This is a genomic window from Mesorhizobium sp. LNHC229A00, from assembly GCF_000502415.1.
Classification (GTDB): domain Bacteria; phylum Pseudomonadota; class Alphaproteobacteria; order Rhizobiales; family Rhizobiaceae; genus Mesorhizobium.
Genome location: NZ_AYWQ01000009.1, coordinates 171,224 through 189,608, shown reverse-complemented (window position 1 = coordinate 189,608; position 18,385 = coordinate 171,224). Strand labels below are relative to the sequence as shown.

16 protein-coding genes, 2 tRNA genes and 1 pseudogene are annotated in these 18,385 nt (G+C 62.9%); 8 read left to right on the top strand and 11 right to left on the bottom strand.

The window, feature by feature from the left end; genetic code table 11:
- The first annotated feature begins 34 nt into the window (after positions 1-34).
- Both lon and X742_RS150650 read left to right on the top strand, forming a co-directional pair.
- On the top strand, positions 35-2,446 hold the full coding sequence (gene lon, locus X742_RS150645) for an endopeptidase La (protein ID WP_015318197.1): 2,412 nt from the start codon (positions 35-37) through the stop codon (positions 2,444-2,446).
- Between the two features lie 196 nt (positions 2,447-2,642).
- Positions 2,643-2,915, top strand: a complete 273-nt coding sequence (locus X742_RS150650; protein ID WP_015318196.1) for an HU family DNA-binding protein — start codon at positions 2,643-2,645, stop codon at positions 2,913-2,915.
- An 86-nt stretch (positions 2,916-3,001) separates the two neighbouring features.
- On the opposite strand, the gene X742_RS150655 is transcribed toward X742_RS150650, so the two are convergent.
- Positions 3,002-4,024: an aldo/keto reductase gene (locus X742_RS150655; RefSeq protein ID WP_023773225.1), complete on the bottom strand. Its 1,023-nt coding sequence runs from the start codon at positions 4,022-4,024 to the stop codon at positions 3,002-3,004.
- 190 nt (positions 4,025-4,214) lie between these two features.
- On the opposite strand from X742_RS150655, the gene X742_RS150660 reads away from it, so the two are divergent.
- Complete coding sequence (locus tag X742_RS150660) at positions 4,215-4,781, top strand: SIS domain-containing protein (protein ID WP_023773224.1); 567 nt, start codon at positions 4,215-4,217, stop codon at positions 4,779-4,781.
- Positions 4,782-4,784: 3 nt separating this feature from the next.
- Entirely contained in the window at positions 4,785-5,528 is a 744-nt protein-coding gene (locus X742_RS150665; RefSeq protein ID WP_023773223.1) for a creatininase family protein, read from the top strand.
- 45 nt (positions 5,529-5,573) lie between these two features.
- Here the strand turns inward: X742_RS150665 and X742_RS150670 are convergent, their stop codons facing one another.
- The 3 genes from X742_RS150670 to X742_RS150680 form a co-directional block, all read right to left on the bottom strand.
- Complete coding sequence (locus X742_RS150670; RefSeq protein ID WP_023773222.1) at positions 5,574-6,491, bottom strand: carbohydrate ABC transporter permease; 918 nt, start codon at positions 6,489-6,491, stop codon at positions 5,574-5,576.
- Between the two features lie 6 nt (positions 6,492-6,497).
- Positions 6,498-7,619, bottom strand: a complete 1,122-nt coding sequence (locus X742_RS150675) for a sugar ABC transporter permease (protein WP_031248099.1) — start codon at positions 7,617-7,619, stop codon at positions 6,498-6,500.
- 69 nt (positions 7,620-7,688) lie between these two features.
- A complete protein-coding gene (locus tag X742_RS150680; protein ID WP_023773220.1) occupies positions 7,689-9,353 on the bottom strand; it encodes a sugar ABC transporter substrate-binding protein in 1,665 nt (554 codons plus the stop codon).
- A gap of 276 nt (positions 9,354-9,629) precedes the next feature.
- Here X742_RS150680 and ugpC point away from each other — a divergent pair.
- The 3 genes and pseudogenes from ugpC (at position 9,630) to rbsK (ending at position 12,085) form a co-directional block, all read left to right on the top strand.
- A pseudogene (gene ugpC / locus X742_RS01000000170280) lies at positions 9,630-10,671 on the top strand (sn-glycerol-3-phosphate ABC transporter ATP-binding protein UgpC).
- 27 nt (positions 10,672-10,698) lie between these two features.
- Positions 10,699-11,151, top strand: coding sequence for an RbsD/FucU family protein (locus X742_RS150685; protein WP_023773219.1), 453 nt, complete (start codon positions 10,699-10,701; stop codon positions 11,149-11,151).
- A gap of 4 nt (positions 11,152-11,155) precedes the next feature.
- Entirely contained in the window at positions 11,156-12,085 is a 930-nt protein-coding gene (rbsK, locus tag X742_RS150690) for a ribokinase (RefSeq protein WP_023773218.1), read from the top strand.
- Positions 12,086-12,162: 77 nt separating this feature from the next.
- Here the strand turns inward: rbsK and X742_RS150695 are convergent, their stop codons facing one another.
- Complete coding sequence (locus tag X742_RS150695) at positions 12,163-12,678, bottom strand: hypothetical protein (RefSeq protein WP_023773217.1); 516 nt, start codon at positions 12,676-12,678, stop codon at positions 12,163-12,165.
- Between the two features lie 306 nt (positions 12,679-12,984).
- Positions 12,985-13,061 (bottom strand) — tRNA-Asp (locus X742_RS150700).
- Positions 13,062-13,278: 217 nt separating this feature from the next.
- Here X742_RS150700 and X742_RS150705 point away from each other — a divergent pair.
- Positions 13,279-13,354: transfer RNA gene (locus X742_RS150705), tRNA-Val, on the top strand.
- 52 nt (positions 13,355-13,406) lie between these two features.
- On the opposite strand, the gene X742_RS150710 is transcribed toward X742_RS150705, so the two are convergent.
- The 5 genes from X742_RS150710 to X742_RS150730 form a co-directional block, all read right to left on the bottom strand.
- Positions 13,407-14,177, bottom strand: a complete 771-nt coding sequence (locus X742_RS150710; RefSeq protein WP_023773216.1) for an SDR family NAD(P)-dependent oxidoreductase — start codon at positions 14,175-14,177, stop codon at positions 13,407-13,409.
- Between the two features lie 13 nt (positions 14,178-14,190).
- A complete protein-coding gene (locus X742_RS150715) occupies positions 14,191-15,186 on the bottom strand; it encodes an ABC transporter permease (RefSeq protein ID WP_023773215.1) in 996 nt (331 codons plus the stop codon).
- Positions 15,187-15,302: 116 nt separating this feature from the next.
- Positions 15,303-16,343, bottom strand: a complete 1,041-nt coding sequence (locus tag X742_RS150720) for a sugar ABC transporter substrate-binding protein (RefSeq protein WP_023773214.1) — start codon at positions 16,341-16,343, stop codon at positions 15,303-15,305.
- Between the two features lie 30 nt (positions 16,344-16,373).
- Positions 16,374-17,147 carry an ATP-binding cassette domain-containing protein gene (locus X742_RS150725; protein ID WP_023773213.1) on the bottom strand — a complete coding sequence of 258 codons (774 nt, stop codon included), beginning with the start codon at positions 17,145-17,147 and terminating at the stop codon, positions 16,374-16,376.
- Positions 17,144-18,310, bottom strand: coding sequence for an ROK family transcriptional regulator (locus tag X742_RS150730; RefSeq protein ID WP_023773212.1), 1,167 nt, complete (start codon positions 18,308-18,310; stop codon positions 17,144-17,146). Before X742_RS150730 ends, X742_RS150725 begins: the two co-directional genes overlap by 4 nt.
- Positions 18,311-18,385 lie beyond the last annotated feature (75 nt).

Genomic DNA, 18,385 nt, shown 5'->3' with positions numbered 1-18,385 from the left:
GCCTGATGGTGGCCGCGACATGAAAGGTTGGACAATGGCCAAAATATCCAAGGCTCCCAGCGACGGCGTCTTCGCGGTCCTCCCACTGCGCGACATCGTGGTGTTCCCGCATATGATCGTTCCGCTCTTCGTCGGGCGCGAAAAGTCGATCAAGGCGCTGGAAGAGGTGATGGGTCAGGAAAAGCAGATCCTGCTTGCCACCCAGATGAATGCCGCCGATGACGATCCCGAGCCCGATGCGATCTTCGACATCGGCACGCTCGCCAATGTGCTGCAATTGTTGAAGCTGCCCGACGGCACCGTCAAGGTTCTGGTCGAAGGCGCTTCGCGTGCGAAAATCGTCTCCTTCACCGACCGTCCCGATTTCCACGAGGCCAAGGCCACGGCTCTGGTCGAACCGGAAGAGGAAGAGGTCGAGGTCGAGGCCCTGGCCCGCTCGGTCGTCACCGACTTCGAGAACTACGTCAAGCTGAACAAGAAGATCTCGCCCGAAGTGGTGGGTGCCGCCAGCCAGATCGACGACTATTCCAAGCTCGCCGACACGGTTGCCTCGCATCTTGCCATCAAGATCCCTGAAAAGCAGGAAATGCTGGCCACGCTTTCCGTCAAGGAGCGGCTGGAAAAGGCGATGGGCTTCATGGAAGCCGAAATCTCCGTCCTGCAGGTGGAGAAGCGCATCCGCTCGCGCGTCAAGCGCCAGATGGAGAAGACGCAGCGCGAATACTACCTCAACGAGCAAATGAAGGCGATCCAGAAGGAGCTCGGCGAGGGCGAGGACGGCCGCGACGAGGCCGCCGAGATCGAGGCTCGCATCAAGAAGACCAAGCTCTCCAAGGAGGCCCGCGAAAAGGCGGACGCCGAATTGAAGAAGCTCAGGACGATGTCGCCGATGTCGGCCGAATCGACTGTCGTGCGCAACTATCTCGATTGGCTGCTGTCGATCCCGTGGGGCAAGAACTCCAAGGTCAAGCAGGACCTGGCCTATGCGCAGAACGTGCTCGATACCGATCACTTCGGCCTCGACAAGGTCAAGGACCGCATCGTCGAGTACCTTGCCGTGCAAAGCCGCCAGAAGAAGCTCAAGGGGCCGATCCTGTGCCTCGTCGGCCCTCCCGGCGTCGGCAAGACCTCGCTCGGCAAGTCGATCGCCAAGGCGACCGGTCGCGAATTCATCCGCATGGCGCTTGGCGGCGTGCGTGACGAGGCCGAGATCCGTGGCCACCGGCGCACCTATATCGGCTCGATGCCCGGCAAGGTCATCCAGTCGATGAAGAAGGCCAAGAAGTCCAACCCGCTGTTCCTGCTCGACGAGATCGACAAGATGGGCCAGGACTTCCGTGGCGACCCGTCGTCCGCGCTGCTCGAGGTGCTCGACCCCGAACAGAACTCGACGTTCATGGACCACTACCTCGAGGTCGAATACGACCTGTCGAGCGTGATGTTCGTGACGACGGCGAACACGCTGAACATCCCTGCGCCCCTGATGGACCGCATGGAGATCATCCGTATCGCCGGCTACACCGAGGACGAGAAGATCGAAATCGCCAAGCGGCACCTGATGCCGAAGGTGATCCGCGATCACGCGCTGCAGCCAAAGGAGTTCTCCGTCGGTGAGGACGCGATCCGCGCCATCATCCAGACCTACACCCGTGAAGCGGGCGTCAGAAGCCTGGAGCGCGAGCTGATGAAGCTTGGGCGCAAGGCGGTGACCGAGATCCTGAAGACGAAGAAGAAAACGGTGAGCATCACGGCCGCGAACCTCGCCGACTATCTCGGTGTTCAGCGCTACCGCTTCGGCCAGGTCGAGGCTGACGATCAGGTCGGTGTCGTCACCGGTCTAGCCTGGACGGAAGTCGGCGGCGAGCTGCTGACGGTCGAAGGCGTCATGATGCCTGGCAAGGGCCGCATGACGGTGACCGGCAATCTGCGCGACGTGATGAAGGAATCGATCTCGGCGGCGGCCTCCTATGTCCGCTCGCGCGCCATCGATTTCGGCATCGAGCCGCCGCTGTTCGACAAGCGCGACATCCACGTGCACTTGCCGGAAGGCGCCACGCCGAAGGACGGTCCGTCCGCCGGTGCCGCCATGGCCACGGCTATCGTGTCGGTGCTGACGGGCATTCCGGTGCGGGCCGATGTGGCGATGACTGGCGAGATAACGCTTCGCGGTCGTATCTTGCCGATCGGCGGCCTCAAGGAGAAGCTGCTCGCCGCGTTGCGCGGCGGCATCAAGAAGGTGCTGATCCCGGAAGACAACGCCAAGGATCTGGCGGAGATCCCGGATAACGTGAAGAACGGCATGGAAATCATTCCGGTCTCACGCGTCGGTGAGGTGTTGCGCCACGCGCTGGTGCGGATGCCGGAGCCGATCGAATGGGTCGAACCGGTCAATCCGCCGGCTTCCACGGACACGAGCGATGACGCTGGAAAGTCGCTTGCGCATTAGTTTTTTCTAAGGTTGCAGCGCACAAACAGAAAGCCGGGCCTCGCGCCCGGCTTTTTCATGTGAAAAACCCCGGAATTCCGGGCTTTTTCCGCTTTTTTCCTGCCTTTTCGACTTGGTTGCGGGAACGCTTCTTTCTAAAGTCCGTTTCCTGCCGGATGAGTCGTGAGTTCCGGTGTTCTCATGGAAGGGAATTTTTATGAACAAGAACGAACTGGTGTCCGCTGTCGCCGACGCCGCGAGCATTTCGAAGGGTGACGCGCAGTCCGCGGTCGATGCAGTGTTTTCTGTCATCTCCGGCGAACTGAAGAAGGGCGGCGATGTCCGGCTTGTCGGCTTTGGCAATTTCACCGTGTCAAAGCGCGCCGCATCCACCGGCCGCAACCCGCAGACCGGCGCCGAAGTGAAGATCCCGGCGCGCACCGTGCCGAAGTTCTCGGCCGGCAAAGGTCTCAAGGACGCCGTCAACTAAGCGCGTTTTGATTTTTGAAAAACCAGAAAAGCCGGGCTTGCCCGGCTTTTCTTTTTCGGATCCGTATTGGGCCGGACGGTAGCTCCTCAAGCTGCCGGGGCGTCGGCGCGCATGAGGCCTTCGTTCTTGAGATCGGCCCAGAGCGATGCAGGGAGTTTCGCGTCCAGCAGCGAGCGATTGCTCTCGACTTCTTCGGGCCGCTGACCGCCGGGGATGACCGAAACCACAGACGGGTGCAACAGCGGGAACTGCAGGGCGGCTTCGATCAACCCGACCCCATGGCGCTTGCAGACGGCCTCGATGCGCGTCACGCGATCGAGCACATCCTGCGGCGCCTCGGAATAATTGTAGTAAGCGCCGGGCTTCGGTCCGGTGGCCAGGATGCCGGAATTGTATGGTCCGCCGAGAACGATGCCGATGCCGCGTTTCTGGCAAAGCGGCAGGAACGATGTCAGCGCCTCCTGTTCCAATAGCGTATAGCGACCGGCAAGCAGGAACAGGTCGAAATCGCCGCGCTCGGCCAGGGTCTGGGCCACCTGCCATTCGTTGATGCCGCCGCCGAACGCCTTGATGACGCCTTGGTCGCGCAAGGCGAGCAGGCCATAATAGCCCGAGCGCATGAACTCCTCGACGCGCCGGTCGGACGCCTCCTTGCTGCCGTGGGTGAAGATATCGACATCGTGCACGAACAGGATGTCGATGCGGTCGACGCCAAGCCGCTCCAGCGAGGCCTCGAACGAGCGCATGACGCCGTCATAGCTGTAATCGTAGACCTCCTTGCGCGACGGCGTGTCGAAGAACTTGCCGATGCCGGTGCGCTCTTCTGGCGGGCAGGCGCGCATGATGCGGCCGACCTTGCTCGACAGCACGTAGTCGTCGCGCCTCCTGGAGCGCAGGAACGGGTTGAGACGTGTTTCCGACAGGCCGAGCCCATAGAGGGGCGCGGTGTCATAGTAGCGGCAGCCGGTCGCCCAGGCGGCCTCTAGCGTCGCATTGGCGTCCTCGTCCGAGACGGGGCGGTAAAGATTGCCGAGCGGCGCGGTACCGAAACCCAGCTCCGAGAAGGTGATGCCGCCATTGCCGATGCGGTCGAAATGCCGTGTCTTCATATCTTGAAATTTTCCCGGATTGCTTTGTCTGACATGACACTATCACGCTCGTGGCTTGGCAAAAGCGCCGCTGAGCGTTGGACACGCATTTTCCCGGTTGCTAGCATGAACGAAATCAAGCTGTTCCGGGGAAAAGCGTGATCAGGAATTGCCAATCCAATTCGATTGCCGGCACGCAGGCGGCGTGGCCGTGAGCAACTCCAGCTCGGAGATGTTCAAGACCGCGCTCGACGAGCTTGGCGCGGTGCTGGCGCGCGTCGATGGCGATCGGATCGACGCCGCCTGTGGGATGCTGGTCGGTGCCAGACAAATTGTCGTCCATGGCTGCGGCCGCGAGGCCTTGCAGGTGAAGGGCTTCGCCATGCGGCTTTATCATCTGGGCCTGCCGGTTTCGGTCGTCGGCGACATGACCACCCCGCCTGTAGGGCAGGGCGATGTCCTGCTTGTCAGTTCCGGGCCCGGCGAAACCTCGACCGTACTCACCCTGATGCGAATCGCGCGCCAGGCAGGCGCGACCGTCCTGCTCCTGACCGCCCAGGCAGGCGGCAGCGCCGCAGGGCTGGCCGATTTGACGCTGCTGATCCCGGCGCAGACCATGGCCGACGATCAGGGGCCGCAAAAGACGTCGGTGCTGCCGATGGGCTCGGTGTTCGAGGGCGCGTTGTTCCTGCTGTTCGAGATCATGGTGCTGAAACTCAGGGACATGACCGCGGCGTTGCCGGAAGCCATGCGCGCCCGCCACACCAACATGGAATAGATCATGCGCTATGAACTGATGCTGCCGCACCAGATCCGCAAGGCGATCGCCCAGAATTGGCCAGTCGCGCTGCCGCTCGGCGTGCTCGAATACCATGGCGAGCACATGGCCGTCGGCATGGACACGCTGGCGGTCGTCAAGACGCTAGAGTTGTTCGAAAAAGAAAGCGATGTCGTCATCCTGCCGCCCTTCTACTATGGCGCGGCGAGTTACGCGGTGGCACCGCCGGAAGGCAGCGGCTCCGTCCAGGTCGGCGGCAATCAACTGGCGCCATTTGGCGAGGCGCTGTTCTACAGCCTGCTGCGCATTGGGTTTCGCAACATCCACGCCATCATTCATCACCAGACCGAGAATTTCGCCGCCGGCATGCCGACGGACCTCGCCTTCAAGACAGCTGGCAGGCAGGCGATCTTCCGCTTCCTCGAGAAGCAGCGTGGCGAGGGCTGGTGGGGCTCCGAGACGATGGCTGACTACTATGCCGGACATGCCGAGGGCGAGAACTTCTTCAACTGGGTGCAGGTGCATCCGCTGATGCCTGCCGCCATGAACGGCAAATATCCGTTCGACCATGCCGGCATCGGCGAGACATCGCTGATGCTGGCGCTATGCCCGGAAGCGGTGGACGCCGCGCATTTCGCGGACAACAAAAGCTGGTATACGGCGACTGCGGCGCATGGTTCGGCAGCACTTGGACAGAAGGGCGTCGCCATGATCATGGATCATCTGCGCGCGATCCTGAAGTCCTAGACTAGCGCGACCTTCTCCCAGGGAGGGGAGGGTGAAGACGCCCGGTCACTTCACCGCGCCAGCGGTCATGCCCATGATCAGGTAGCGCTCCAGCGCGATGCCGATAACGGCAAGCGGCGCGATGGCCGCGGTGGCAAGCGCCGCCATCGACCACCAGTTGATGCCTTGCGAGCCCGTCTGGCTGGCAACCATGACGGGGATAGTCTTGGCGTCCGTCGAGGTCAAAAGAGCGGCGAAGAAGTATTCGTTCCAGCACAGCACCATCGCCAGGATGAAGGCGGCCACCATGCCCGGCAGCGCGATCGGCATGACGATACGGAAAAAGGCGCCCCAGATCGACAGGCCGTCGACGAGGGCTGCTTCCTCTAGTTCGACGGGGATGGAATTGAACTGGTCGCGCATGATCCAGATCACGATCGGCAGCACCATCAGCGTGTAGAGCAGGATCAGCCCGACACGGGTATCGAGCAATCCGACTTCGCGGTAGAGCACCAGGAAGGGCAGGGCCAGCACCACCGGCGGCAGGATGAGCTGCGACAGGAAGAAGAAGGAGATGTCTTCGTTCTTGAACCAGGCGAAATGGTAGCGGTAGCGGGTCAGGCCATAGGCGGCGAGGCTGCCGATGATGATCGCCAGGCTCGACGCGCCAACCGAGGTGATGACCGAATTCATGAAGCGCTTGAGGAACTCGTCGCGCACGGTCGATGTCTGGAAGATCGAGTCCGGCGACAGGCCAAGCGATCGCCAGCCTTTCCAATCCGGCTGGAAGTCGACGAACGGGATGAGGTGGCCCTGCGTGACATCCACCGCCGTCTTGAACGATGTGGTGATGGTCCAATAGATTGGAAACAGGCAGATGAAGCCCCAGCAGGCGAGCGCGCCATAGATGAAGACGCGGCTGGCGAGGAAGCTCGCCGGCGAGCGGATTTCGGATGCAACGTAGTCGGTGGTCTGAACGCTCATCTCTACCTAATTCACATTGCGGACGAAACGGCTGGCGAACTTCAACAGCCAGGTCACGAACACCACGATGATGACGAGATACGCCATCGCCAGCATGGTGCCATAGCCGACATTCGAGCGGTCGCGGTACTCGCGATAGATGAAGCTCGAGACCGAATCGGTGGCGCCGCCCGGACCGCCCGAGGTGACCGTGATGATGATGTCGGCAAGCTTCAGCTTGAAGATGATGCGCAGGATCACCGCCGTCACCGACACCGGCAGCATCAGCGGGAACGTGACCTGCCAGAAGGTCTGCCAGGGCGTGGCGCCGTCGACACGTGCCGCCTCCAGCACCTCGCGCGACATCGCCTGCAGCCCCGCCAGCAGCATGATCATCATGAATGGAATGAAGGTCCAGGCGTCCAGCAGCATGATCGAGATGCGGGCGGTGATCGGGTTCGAGAAGAAGGCGGGGTCTTCCCAGCCGAGATGGCGCGCCAGCGTGGCTGCCGGTCCAAAGCGGTATTCCATCAGCGACTTGCCGATCATCCACGAGACCGCGACCGGCGATAGCATGAGCGGCATCAGGAACACCACCCGGAAGAATTTTCGAGCCCGGATCTGCGCGTTGAGCAGCAGCGCCAGACCAAAGGCGATGACATATTCGACCAGCACCGCCAGGACATAGAGCACCATGTTGAACAGGGCGTTGCGGTAGTAGGGATCGGCGAGCATCTGCCAGAAATTGTCGAGCCCGTTGAACCGGCGGCCGCTGAAGGAGGAGAGATTCCAGTCGGTAAGCGCGATGTAGAAGCCGAACAGGGTCGGGAAGATCACCATCGCAATGGTGAACAACAGGGCCGGCAGCAGGAACAGCGCGCGCTGGCCGTCCTCGCCACGTGTCAGAACCTGGCCGATGCCGATCGCCACACCCCACAGCACATAGGCGTAGACCACGGGCCGCCATGTCTCGAAGCCGATCGGATCGACCTCGGTCTTGTAGAGAATCTGCAGCACGATCGTGGCCAGCAGGCCAAGCGTGGCAATCGCCATCAGCGCCCAGCCCAGACGCCTGCGGCCCGGCGGGATCAGATCATAGGGGGTGGCGTCTGCCGGCCACCGGGTCGCGGTCGAAGTCTGGTCAGCCACAAATCTCGCCCGTTTGGAAGGGAAGGCTGTGGGCCGGCGTTGCCGCCGGACCACGGTTCATAGCGTAGCCTACATGCCGAGCGAAGCCTTGTAGAGCTTGATCTGCTTGTCGCGGCCGATCTGGTCGGTCAGCTTCTCCCAGGCGGCTGCGATGGCATCGGCGCCTTCCTGCGCCTTCATCTTGCCGGCGAAGGTGTTGGCCAGGATATCCTCGGCGGCGCTGTAATACTGGAAGATGCCGGGGATGCGCGGCTCGATCGCCGCGTTGGGGTGGTTGTAGCTGTCGCCTTCCGACTTCAGATACGAGGTGATGAACGCCTCGTCGTAGCCGGCCGCCACCCACTCCGGAATGTCGAAGTGCGAATTGCGATAGGGCTGGAAGCCCGACGGATACATCGCCGTCCAGATCGACAGGTCCTTGCCGCCGAGATGGGCGGCGGCCGACCATGCCGCCTTCTTTTTCTTTTCGTCGCTATCGACGCGGGCCATGACATAGACGCCCCAGCCGAGATAGGCGCAGTTGGGCGCATTGTTCGGGCCGCTGGCGAGCTTCTCCCACTTGCCGGTCTTGGAGTTGTAGACATCGTCGGAGCCCGGCAGGATCGAGAAGCCGGTGACATCGCCGATGACCGAGCTGTCATTGGTCTTGACGTTCGAGCCGACGTCGCCCCACCAGGGGATCATCGAGCCGGTGCCGGCCAGGAACTGCTGGAAGGCGGTGGTGTTCGGGTCGGCATTGATCTGGTCGGCCGGCTCCGACGGCAAGGCGTCGATGACGTCCTGGATGGCGCGTACCCAGGCCGGATTGTTGACCCGTGGCTTCATCGTGTCGGCGTCGAACAGCCAGGCCTTGTCGTCGGGGTGCTTGGCGTAGGCGGTGGCACGGCTGCCAAGGAAGTAAAAGCCGAACCCGCCCCAGGGCTTGGGCGCGTCGAGATAGCCGTAGACGTCCTGACCCTTGAACTTCTTGCCTTTCAGGAACTTGGTCACTGCCTGAACCTCTTGCCAGGTCTTAGGCACGCCCCATTCGCTCGTCGCCCCGCCATCCTTCCACTGCTTGGCGAGGTCGGCGTCGGCAAACACGTCGGTGCGGTAGTTGAAATTGTGCGCGTCGCCGTCGATGGTGACCCGGTACTGCTTGCCATCCCAGGTGCCGACGGGCGGCTTGAGGTAGTTGACGAGATCGTCGAAGTCGATCTGCTTCTTGACCCAGTCGGGCATCTCCGAAGTCAGGCCCTTGCCGCAGACGTCGCCCTCGAACGGCGCGCCCATCTCGATGATGTCGAAGTCGACGGTGCCGGTGGCGATCGACTGCTGCAGGCGGGCGTTGTAGTCGGCCTGCGCCAGGTCGATCCAGCTGATCTTGGCGCCGGTATAGGTTTCCCACGGCTTCAGGAAACCACGGAACAGGACGTTGTGCAGGTTCTGGTTATTGAGGCCCATGAAGGTGAGCTCGACGCCGGCGAACTCGCCTTCCTTGACATTGGCCTTGGTCGCCTCCAGGCAAAGCTCGCCGACCTTCTGGAAATCGGCGTCTGTCGGTTGGCCTTTGCCAACCCCGGGGATCTGCAGGATTTTCGAGCGCAGTTCGCTTGCGGCGGAAGCCGGGCGCGTCAGCGCGCCAAGTCCGGCGCCAGATGCCGCCGCGATCGCGGCCATCGAGGCCGCGCCCTTCAATATGTCACGCCTTGTGGCGCCGGCACGTACCAGTTTGTCGTAAAGACCTACTCGCATGGACTATTTCCTCCCAGAACGTTAGTCGTGAATCGAAAGTGCCAATCGTGCCGGGCGCTGGCCTTTTAGAAGCGAAATCAGGACCCCAACCTGCGTCGCTTCGCGTTCCGTTTTTTCGGGTAGAGAACCGGCGTTCGGATTGGCGCTCGCCACTATTCTCACAACCAAACGCCGTGTCAACGACGACGGGTTTTTATCTATAAGAGACCGACTTGCCCTGACCGGTCGCGTTGGTTAGCTTCTGCGCCTACGGCCAGTGGAGCCGATGGGGGAACGATGGCTCAAGTCGCGATCAGCAATGTGGCCAAGGCGTTTGGAACCGTCAAGGTTCTGCACGAAGTCAGCGTCGACATCGCCGATGGCCAGTTCGTCGTGCTTGTCGAGATCGGAAGAGCACACGTCTGAANGGATGGTTGCCGGGCTGGAGACGGTCTCCGGCGGCACGATCGCCATCGGCGACCGGATCGTCAACCATCTGCCGCCGGCCAAGCGCGACATCGCCATGGTGTTCCAGAACTATGCGCTCTACCCGCACAAGACGGTCGAGCAGAACATGGCCTTCGCCCTCAAACTGCGCAAGACCGATCCGGCCGTGGTTGCCGAGCGGGTCAAGCGCGCCGCCGACATCCTCGACCTCAGCCCCTATCTGAAGCGCTACCCGCGCCAGCTTTCCGGCGGCCAGCGTCAGCGCGTCGCCATGGGGCGCGCCATCGTGCGCAATCCGCAGGTATTCCTGTTCGACGAGCCGCTTTCGAACCTCGACGCCAAGCTGCGCGTGCAGATGCGCACCGAGATCAAGGAACTGCACCAGCGGCTGAAGACCACCACCATCTATGTCACCCACGACCAGATCGAAGCCATGACGATGGCCGACAAGATCGTCGTCATGCGCGATGGCCGCATCGAACAGGTCGGCGCGCCGCTGGAGCTTTTCGACAGGCCGGCGAACCTTTTCGTTGCCGGCTTCATCGGCTCGCCGTCGATGAACCTGCTCAAGGGTATCGGGCGCAAGGGCGGCGTCGAGATTGCCGGAACGCTATTCCCGGTGGCTCCGAACAACACCGTCGAGGAAGGGCGCTCCGTCGTCTATGGCGTGCGCCCCGAACATCTCGAAATCCATCCCGATGGCGTGCCGGCGAAGATTTCCGTGGTCGAGCCGACCGGCTCGGAAACCCTGGTGTTCCTCCGCTTCGGCGACGGCGAGATGGTGGCGCTGTTCCGTGAGCGTCATGACTTCAAGCCCGGCGATACGCTGAAGCTTCGGCCAAGGCTCGACCATATCCATCTGTTCGACGCCGAGACCGGCAAGCGTCTCTGATCTCAAACGCACTTCACGAGGACCATCATGCTCAAAGGGATCGATCCGTTGCTCAATGCCGACGTGCTCCAGGCATTGCGGGCGATGGGGCATGGCGACGACCTGATCATCGCCGACACCAACTTCCCGTCCGATTCGGTGGCGCGCCAGACGGCGCTCGGTCGGGTGCTGCGCATCGATGCGCCGGCCGCGAAAGTGGTCAAGGCGGTTCTGTCGCTCTACCCGCTGGACACCTTCGTCGATGATTCCGCCGCCCGGATGGAGATCGTCGGAAAGCCGGGCGAGATCCCAGCCGTGCAGAAGGAAGTCCAGAAAGAGATTGACGCCGCGGAGGGCAAGTCCTGGCCGATGGTGCCGGTCGAGCGTTACGCCTTCTACGAGCGCGCCAAGCAGGCCTATTGCGTCATCCAGACCGGCGAACGCCGCTTCTACGGCTGCTTTGCCTTCCGCAAGGGCGTCGTGCCGCCGGATGCGGAGTAGCGGCATGGCCTCGGGCAAGCCGGTCGTCATCCTCGGTGTGTTTGTCGCCGACACTGCCTACAGGGCCGAGCGCCAGCCGCGCATGGGCGAAACGATCCTTGGCAATTCCTTCAAGCTGGGGCCAGGCGGCAAGGGGTCGAACCAGGCCGTGGCCGCTGGCAAGCTGGGGGCCGGCGTCGCTTTCCTGACCCGCCTCGGTGTCGATGCCTTCGCCGACATGGCCAAGCGGACTTGGAAGGATGCCGGCGTGAAGAGCGCCGCCATCGACACGCCGGACAGCTACACCGGTGCCGCCTATATCTTCGTCGAGGAGGGAAGCGGCAACAATGCCATCATCGTCAGCCCCGGCGCTGCCATGCTGATCACGCCCGAGGACATCGAAGCCAATGCCGACCTTATCAGGGGCGCCGGAGTTTTCGTGACGCAGCTCGAACAGCCGATCGATGCCGCGATGCGGGCGTTGGAGATCGCGCGCGGGGCCGGGGTGACGACCATCCTCAACCCGGCACCGGCGGCAAAGCTTCCCGACCGCATCTACACACTGTGCGACTATCTTACACCGAACGAGACAGAGACGGAGGAATTGACGGGGCTGAAAGTTTCGTCGGTCGACGAGGCCCGCTCCGCCGCCGGCAAGCTGCTCGAAAAGGGCGTCGGCACGGTCATCGTCACGCTGGGCGACAAGGGCGCGCTCCTGCACACGAAGGATCGCTCCGAGCATATTTCCGCCATCAGTGCCGGCCCTGTCGTCGAAACCACCGGCGCGGGGGACGCCTTCAATGGCGGACTGGCCGCAGCACTCTCACGAGGCGTGGAGCCGCTGGAGGCGGTGCGCTTCGCCTGCGCCGTCGCTGGCATTTCGGTGACCCGACCAGGCACGGCACCGTCGATGCCGACATTGCAGGAGGTCGAGGCGTTGCTGGCCAAGCGCTGAGGCTGCTCAGGGCTCGCGGGGTCCCCGGAGCCAGACCGTTCTGGCCTCCGGGTCCCGTGCCAGTGGGCATTGAGAAGCTACTGCATGACGTAGCAGCGCTTTCCCTGGTCGGGAGCGGGATCACCGAATGCATCGTTGTCGCATTGAACGCCATTGCGGAACACGTCCTGCGTGAACCGGCCGCGGGCGCCATACCTGACCACCTTGCGGCCATAGAAGTCGCAGAATTCGCCTTCCTCGGCGCAGACCGCCCACTGCTCGCGGCGAGGCTGATCGTAGTCGTCGTTCGACTCGTCACGGTCGCGCTTCACAATGAAGCAGAACTTTTCCCTGCCTGGCGCGGGATCGCCGAAAATGCGGTTCGAACAGGGTATCGCGTTGCGCTCGATGTAACGCGAGGTCGTGCGGCCCCTGGCGCCGTAGACGACCTCGGCGGGATAGGGCAGGCGGCAGATCTCCCCCTCGCGAGCGCATCGCTGCAGCCGGTCGGCCGACGCGGCGGCGGGAAAAAGGACGGATGCGGCCGCCGTCGCGCCGCCCAGGCAAAGCAGCGTGAATATCGTTCGCGTGGAAATGTTCGGTGCAATTGACATTACGTCCTCCATGCCATTCCGGCAGCATACTCCAATCTGGCTGCCTGCGGCATGAATCGAGCCTTTTGTGGGCGATTGCGCAAGCAGATTCGCAACGACCAATTCGGTCGCGTCTGCAGGGCCGCTTGGTCCGTTGCTTGTCGACCCACAGGAATCGCGTCGTGGTTACGGCATCGCTCATGCATGGGTGCTTTTAGACCCAAGAAAAACCTGCCGAAGAAGGCCTTCGGAACGCTGTTCCTGGAGAGAATTTTGACAATTTGTCGGCATTTCCCCGGAGCCAAGGATCATCATCCTTGAGGGAAATGGCGCGAGTGACGGGGCTCGAACCCGCGACCTCCGGCGTGACAGGCCGGCACTCTAACCAACTGAGCTACACCCGCGCATTGACGAGCACGTGTCAGCCGTGTTCGTCGTTGGGGCGCTGGATAAGGGGTTCGCTACCGGGTGTCAAGCGCACCAAACCATCATAACGCCAAACAGGAGAAGGTTTTTTGACAGCCGGCATTTTGTTCGCAAATCCGGCCTGCGAACAGGGCATCCCGCACTCATTTGGCCTTGCGAAGCAAGTCCCGACCGCTTAAAGGTCCGGCCCGGAGCGGGCGATTAGCTCAGTTGGTAGAGCGCTTCGTTTACACCGAAGATGTCGGCGGTTCGAGCCCGTCATCGCCCACCATTCAAACCCGCATTTCAAGTCAGCTGAGAGCCGGCCGCTGGCGAATGCGGTATCACGGCGGCACCATACGGAAATCCTTCCCCTCGGGCAGCAATTGCCCGCCGTCGACCACGATGGTCGTCCCGGTGATGTAGCTGGCGTCGTCCGAGGCGAGGAACAGGAAGGCGTTGGCCACGTCGCGCGGGCTGCCGAGCCGGCCGAGCGGGATCGAATCCTCCATGTTCTTGATATAGGCGGCGCCGCGGTGCTCCTGGATGGCTTCGGTGAGGATGTTGCCGGGTTCGACGCCGTTGACGGTTATGCCATAGCCGGAGAATTCAAGCGCTGCCGCGCGAATGAAGCCGTTGATGCCTGCTTTCGTAGCCGAATAGTGGCCGTGGCCGGGGCTGGTGACGTGCGGGCCGGTGATGGAGGAGGTGTAGAGCATGCGGCCAAAGCGCTGCGCCTTCATCGGCACCAGGGCCGCGCGGCTGGCGTTGAAGGTGCCGCGCAAATTGACCGCCATGACGCGGTCCCAGTCGTCGGCGCTGGTATTCTCGATCAACTGCCAGGGATAGATGCCGGCATTCTGGACGATGATGTCGAGGCGGCCATGGTGTTGCAACGAAAGCGCCACGGCGGCCTCGGCGTCGCTCATTCGCGAGATATCGGTGCGGATGAAGGGGACGCCGAGCTCATCCGCACTTGCCTGCCCGGCCTCGGTCTCGGAGTCGGCGAGCACCAGCCTCGCACCTTCCTCGGCGAAGCGCAGCGCGATGCCCTTGCCGATGCCGCGCGCGCCACCGATGATCAGCGCCACCTTGTCGTTCAATCGTCCGGTCATGCGAGCCGTCCTGTCACGCCAGTCTTTGGCGAATGGTTTGCTTGAATGCGTCGAGCAGCACGGCGGCCAGCACCAAGAGGCCATGGATGACCTGGGTGAAGTTGGCGGGCAGGCCCATCAGGTTGATCGCCGTGTTGATGGCCGACAGCAGGAGCACTCCGGCATAGACGCCAGGCAAGGTGCCGACGCCGCCCTTCAGGCTGACGCCGCCGATAACCACGGCCGCGAAGGCGTTGAACAGAAGGCCGACGCCCAGATTGGCGGTGGCGCCCGAGGTGCGGATCGCCAGCAGCCAGCCGGCCAGCCCTGCGATGGCGCCGGCGAGCACGAAGGCGATGATCAGGTTGCGGTTCACCCGGATGCCGGCACGGAAGGTCGCGGTTTCATTGCCGCCGATCATCACCAGGTGCCTGCCGAACGGGGTCTTGGCCATGATCAGCGAGAACACCACGAAACAGGCCACCGCGATCCAGGCGGTAAGCGGCAGGCCGACCAGGCGTTGGATGCCGAACCAGCGGATGGCGGGTGCCAGGTCCTGTGCCGAGCGGCCGCCCGAAATGACCAGCACCAGGCCGCGCACCCAGATGTAGGAGGCGAGCGTGATGATGAAGGCGCTCATCTTGACCTTGACCACGAGATAGCCGTTGAAGGCGCCGATGAGGCCGCCGACGGCCAGCGCCAGCAGCAGCGAGACCGGAACCATCAGCCATTCCGGGTGCAACCGCACGCCGAGGCCGATGCCCGAGGAACAAAACAGGATGCCCACCACCATGGCGCTGAGCGCGGCGACGGATTCGACCGACAGGTCCATGTGCCCGGCAATGATGACCAGCGCCAGGCCGATCGACATGACGCCGAGCACGCTCGACGCCTCGATGATGTTGGCGAAGATGCCGAGCTGGAAATAGTTCGGGATGAAGAGCGAGAAGACGACCAGGACAAAAAGCAGCATGAACCAGACGAGATTGTCGAGGACGAACTCCAGGGCATGGCGTGTGCGAGGGTTCATGTGTCGATCCGGTTGGCGCGCGGGATCAAGGCCGCGGCAGGTTGCCTGCGTCTCGTTTCATTCGGGCAGGGAAGGGCTCCGGGCCGGGTATGGCCCGGAGCGGTCGGGCCATCTGTCTATTCGACCGACTTGACGGTATCCGTCGGCGGCTTCTGGTTGCCCCAGAAAGCCGGGTTGTCGACGTTTTCCTTGGTGATCGCGGCACCCGGAATCTTGATGTTGGGGCCCCAGGCTTCCTTGGTGAGGGTCGATTTCAGGCCAAGCACATCGTATTCGCCGGGCTTGATCTCTTCCTTCTTGACGACCTTGTCCATGAACATGGCGACGGCAGCGGCCTGTGCGTAAAGCGGCTGCTCGACCTCGACGTTGAGCCAGCCCTTGCGGATCAGGTCGAGGCCGACCGGTGCGCCGTTCGAGCTCATCAGCATGACGTCGCCAGGCTTCTTGCCGGCGGCCTCGAGCGAGGCGACGGCGGCGACCGACAAGTGTGCGGCATGGCTGAAGATCAGGTCGATGTCGGGGTTGGCCAACATCTGGTCGGCAACGATGGTGCCGGCGTTGCTGGCCTCCCATTGCATGGCCGGCAGCGAGATGATCTTGACGTCCGGGAACGCCTTCATCTTCTCCTCGAAACCCTTCTGGATGTCCAGCGTGTAGGGATCGCCGGGATCGCCAAGCACCTGCAGGACCTTGCCCTTCACCGAGCCGTTCTTGGCTTTCAGAAGCTTTTCGGCCTGCTCTGCGGCGACGTAGCCGATCTCGACAGTGCCCGCGACCGACGTGAAGTCGGACGGTGTCGACGTGATCTGGCGGTCGAACTCGACCACCGGAATGCCGGCGGCGCGCGCTGCCTCGATCGATGGTTTCAGCGCATTAAAATCGACGGCGGCCAGGATGATCGCCGCCGGCTTCAGCGCGATGACGTCGTTCATCTGCGATTGCTGCGCGTCGGTCTTGTTGTCGGCGTTCAGCGTCTTCATCTCGTAGCCGGTCTGTTTCAGGAACAGCTCCAGCGCGCTCACCGAGCCGGTCTGGAACTCGTCGAGCAATGTCGGCACCATGTAGTAGACAATACCCTTGGACTGGGCGAATGCCGGCGTGAGCGTGGCAAAGGCCAGTGCCAGGATACCGAAGACAGCAAGAAGTATTCGCTTCATGTCGTTGGCTCCCTGTTAAGCCGGACCCCTCTATGTCCCTCGGCCCGCCGGTCCGGCACCGGCAAGCGTCTCTCCGGTGATCATGTTGATCACCGCATCGGGACTTGTCTTGTTGCGTGCGACATCGCCTGCCACGACGCCTTGCCGGATGACCACGATCCGGTCGGCGACCTGAAAAGCCTGCTGCATGATATGGGTGATGATGACGACGCCGATGCCCTGGCTCGCCACCTGGCGGATCATGTCGAGACCGCGCCGCGTCTGCTCGACGCCAAGCGCGGCGAACGGCTCGTCGAGCAGCACCAGCTTGCCGCCCCAATGCACGAAGCGGTTCAACTCGATGGCCTGCCGCTGGCCGCCCGAGAGATGCTCGACATTGGTGCGCAGCGAAGGAATGCGGGTCCCGGCGCTGGCCAGCGCCTTGCCGACCACGGCTTCCATGGCGCGCTCATCGAGCACCGGAATGCCAAGCACCTTCCTGGTGATCTCGCGGCCCATGAAGAAATTGGCCACCACATCGACATTTGTGCACAGCGACAGGTCCTGGTAGACGGTCTCGATGCCCGCCGCCTTGGCTTCCGCCGGCGACCGGGCCAGGAATTCCTTGCCCTCGAACAGCATGCGGCCGGAGGTCGGTTCGAGACCGCCAGATATGATCTTGACCAGCGTCGACTTGCCGGCGCCATTGTCGCCGAGCAACGCCACCACTTCGCCCTTGCCGATGGAAAAGCTGATCCCCTTCAGCGCTTCGATCGCGCCGTAGTTCTTGGTCACGTTGTCGAGCACCAGCAGAGGTTCGCTCATGCGGCAATCTCCCTGGCCGAAAGTATGTCGCGGCCGCGCTCGCGTTCGGCGGCGAACATCTGGCCGAAGCGTGGCGACAACACCCCTGAAACGGCGAGCGCCGCCGCACCGCGCAGCACGGCATGCTGGCCGCCGCCGGCGACGACGACACGCGGCGTCTTGCGGTCCGCGCGTGCCGAAACCGAATTGTGCAGCGGTTCGGCCGCGTCCGCCAGGCGCTCGAGCAGTTCCGATGCCGCCAGGCCGCCGAGCACGACCGTCTCTGGATCGAAGAGGTTTTCGATAATGGCGATGGTGTTGCGGAAGATCGGGCCGACTTGCGCCACCCAATCGGCGTCGTTGCCGGCCCGGCGGCCTCGCGCCTCGAGCGACAGGTAGCGCTCGAGGCAGCCTCGGTTGCCGCAGGGGCAAAGCTCGCCATCGGGGACCACGGGAATGTGGCCGATCTCGCCCGCATTGCCCCAGGCGCCGCGCAGAACGCTGCCGTCATGCATCATCGCGCCGCCAAGTCCGACGCCGAAATAGAGATAGTAATAGTCGGAATGGCGGGCTCCGATGCCATAAAGCCGCTCGCCCATCGCGGCGGCGGCCATGTCGCTCTCGAAGAACGCCGGCAATCTTGTCGCGGCCGTCAGCCGCTCACGCAGCGCCACATGCTTCCAGCCGGTCATCGTGGTCGGGCCGACAAAGCTCATGGAGTCCACATCGAACGGGCCGGGAAGCGCCATGCCGACGCCGATGACGCGGCCGCCTGGCCGCTTGCCCGTCAGGTCGCGGACCATGGCGCCAATCTGGTCGAACGCGTGATCGGGCGTCGCGTTGGACGCCTCGCGGCGTGAACTCTCGATGACGTCGCCGCTGAGATTGATCAGCGCGGCGTCTATTCCAAGCGGCGTCAGGTGGATGCCGACGGCATAGCCGCCTTCCGGGTTGATGCGCAGCGTCGCCGGTGGCAGGCCACGCCCCTTCGGCTCTTCGCGCAAGGACAGGATGTAGCCCTGTTCCTCCAGTTCGCGAACGATGGTCGACACGGTCTGCACGGTGAGCCCGACGTGCCTGGCGATGTCGCCACGTGCAATCGGGCCATGACGGCGGATGGACTCAAGCACGATGCGCCGGTTGTACGGCCGCCCGAACTCCTGATTGGTCCCCCGCAATGCCATGCCTTGCGCCTCCACCTGACGTAAGGTTCGCATCAAATATTTATTCAGTCAAATGGAATTCAAAAATGATTCGGA

Bases quoted from the DNA above. Each gene is read 5' to 3' on its own strand.
- lon (WP_015318197.1), top strand. From the start codon at position 35: ATGGCCAAAATATCCAAGGCTCCCAGCGACGGCGTCTTCGCGGTCCTC.
- X742_RS150650 (WP_015318196.1), top strand. From the start codon at position 2,643: ATGAACAAGAACGAACTGGTGTCCGCTGTCGCCGACGCCGCGAGCATT.
- X742_RS150655 (WP_023773225.1), bottom strand. From the start codon at position 4,024: ATGAAGACACGGCATTTCGACCGCATCGGCAATGGCGGCATCACCTTC.
- X742_RS150665 (WP_023773223.1), top strand. From the start codon at position 4,785: ATGCGCTATGAACTGATGCTGCCGCACCAGATCCGCAAGGCGATCGCC.
- X742_RS150670 (WP_023773222.1), bottom strand. From the start codon at position 6,491: ATGAGCGTTCAGACCACCGACTACGTTGCATCCGAAATCCGCTCGCCG.
- X742_RS150680 (WP_023773220.1), bottom strand. From the start codon at position 9,353: ATGCGAGTAGGTCTTTACGACAAACTGGTACGTGCCGGCGCCACAAGG.
- X742_RS150685 (WP_023773219.1), top strand. From the start codon at position 10,699: ATGCTCAAAGGGATCGATCCGTTGCTCAATGCCGACGTGCTCCAGGCA.
- rbsK (WP_023773218.1), top strand. From the start codon at position 11,156: ATGGCCTCGGGCAAGCCGGTCGTCATCCTCGGTGTGTTTGTCGCCGAC.
- X742_RS150695 (WP_023773217.1), bottom strand. From the start codon at position 12,678: ATGTCAATTGCACCGAACATTTCCACGCGAACGATATTCACGCTGCTT.
- X742_RS150710 (WP_023773216.1), bottom strand. From the start codon at position 14,177: ATGACCGGACGATTGAACGACAAGGTGGCGCTGATCATCGGTGGCGCG.
- X742_RS150715 (WP_023773215.1), bottom strand. From the start codon at position 15,186: ATGAACCCTCGCACACGCCATGCCCTGGAGTTCGTCCTCGACAATCTC.
- X742_RS150720 (WP_023773214.1), bottom strand. From the start codon at position 16,343: ATGAAGCGAATACTTCTTGCTGTCTTCGGTATCCTGGCACTGGCCTTT.
- X742_RS150725 (WP_023773213.1), bottom strand. From the start codon at position 17,147: ATGAGCGAACCTCTGCTGGTGCTCGACAACGTGACCAAGAACTACGGC.
- X742_RS150730 (WP_023773212.1), bottom strand. From the start codon at position 18,310: ATGGCATTGCGGGGGACCAATCAGGAGTTCGGGCGGCCGTACAACCGG.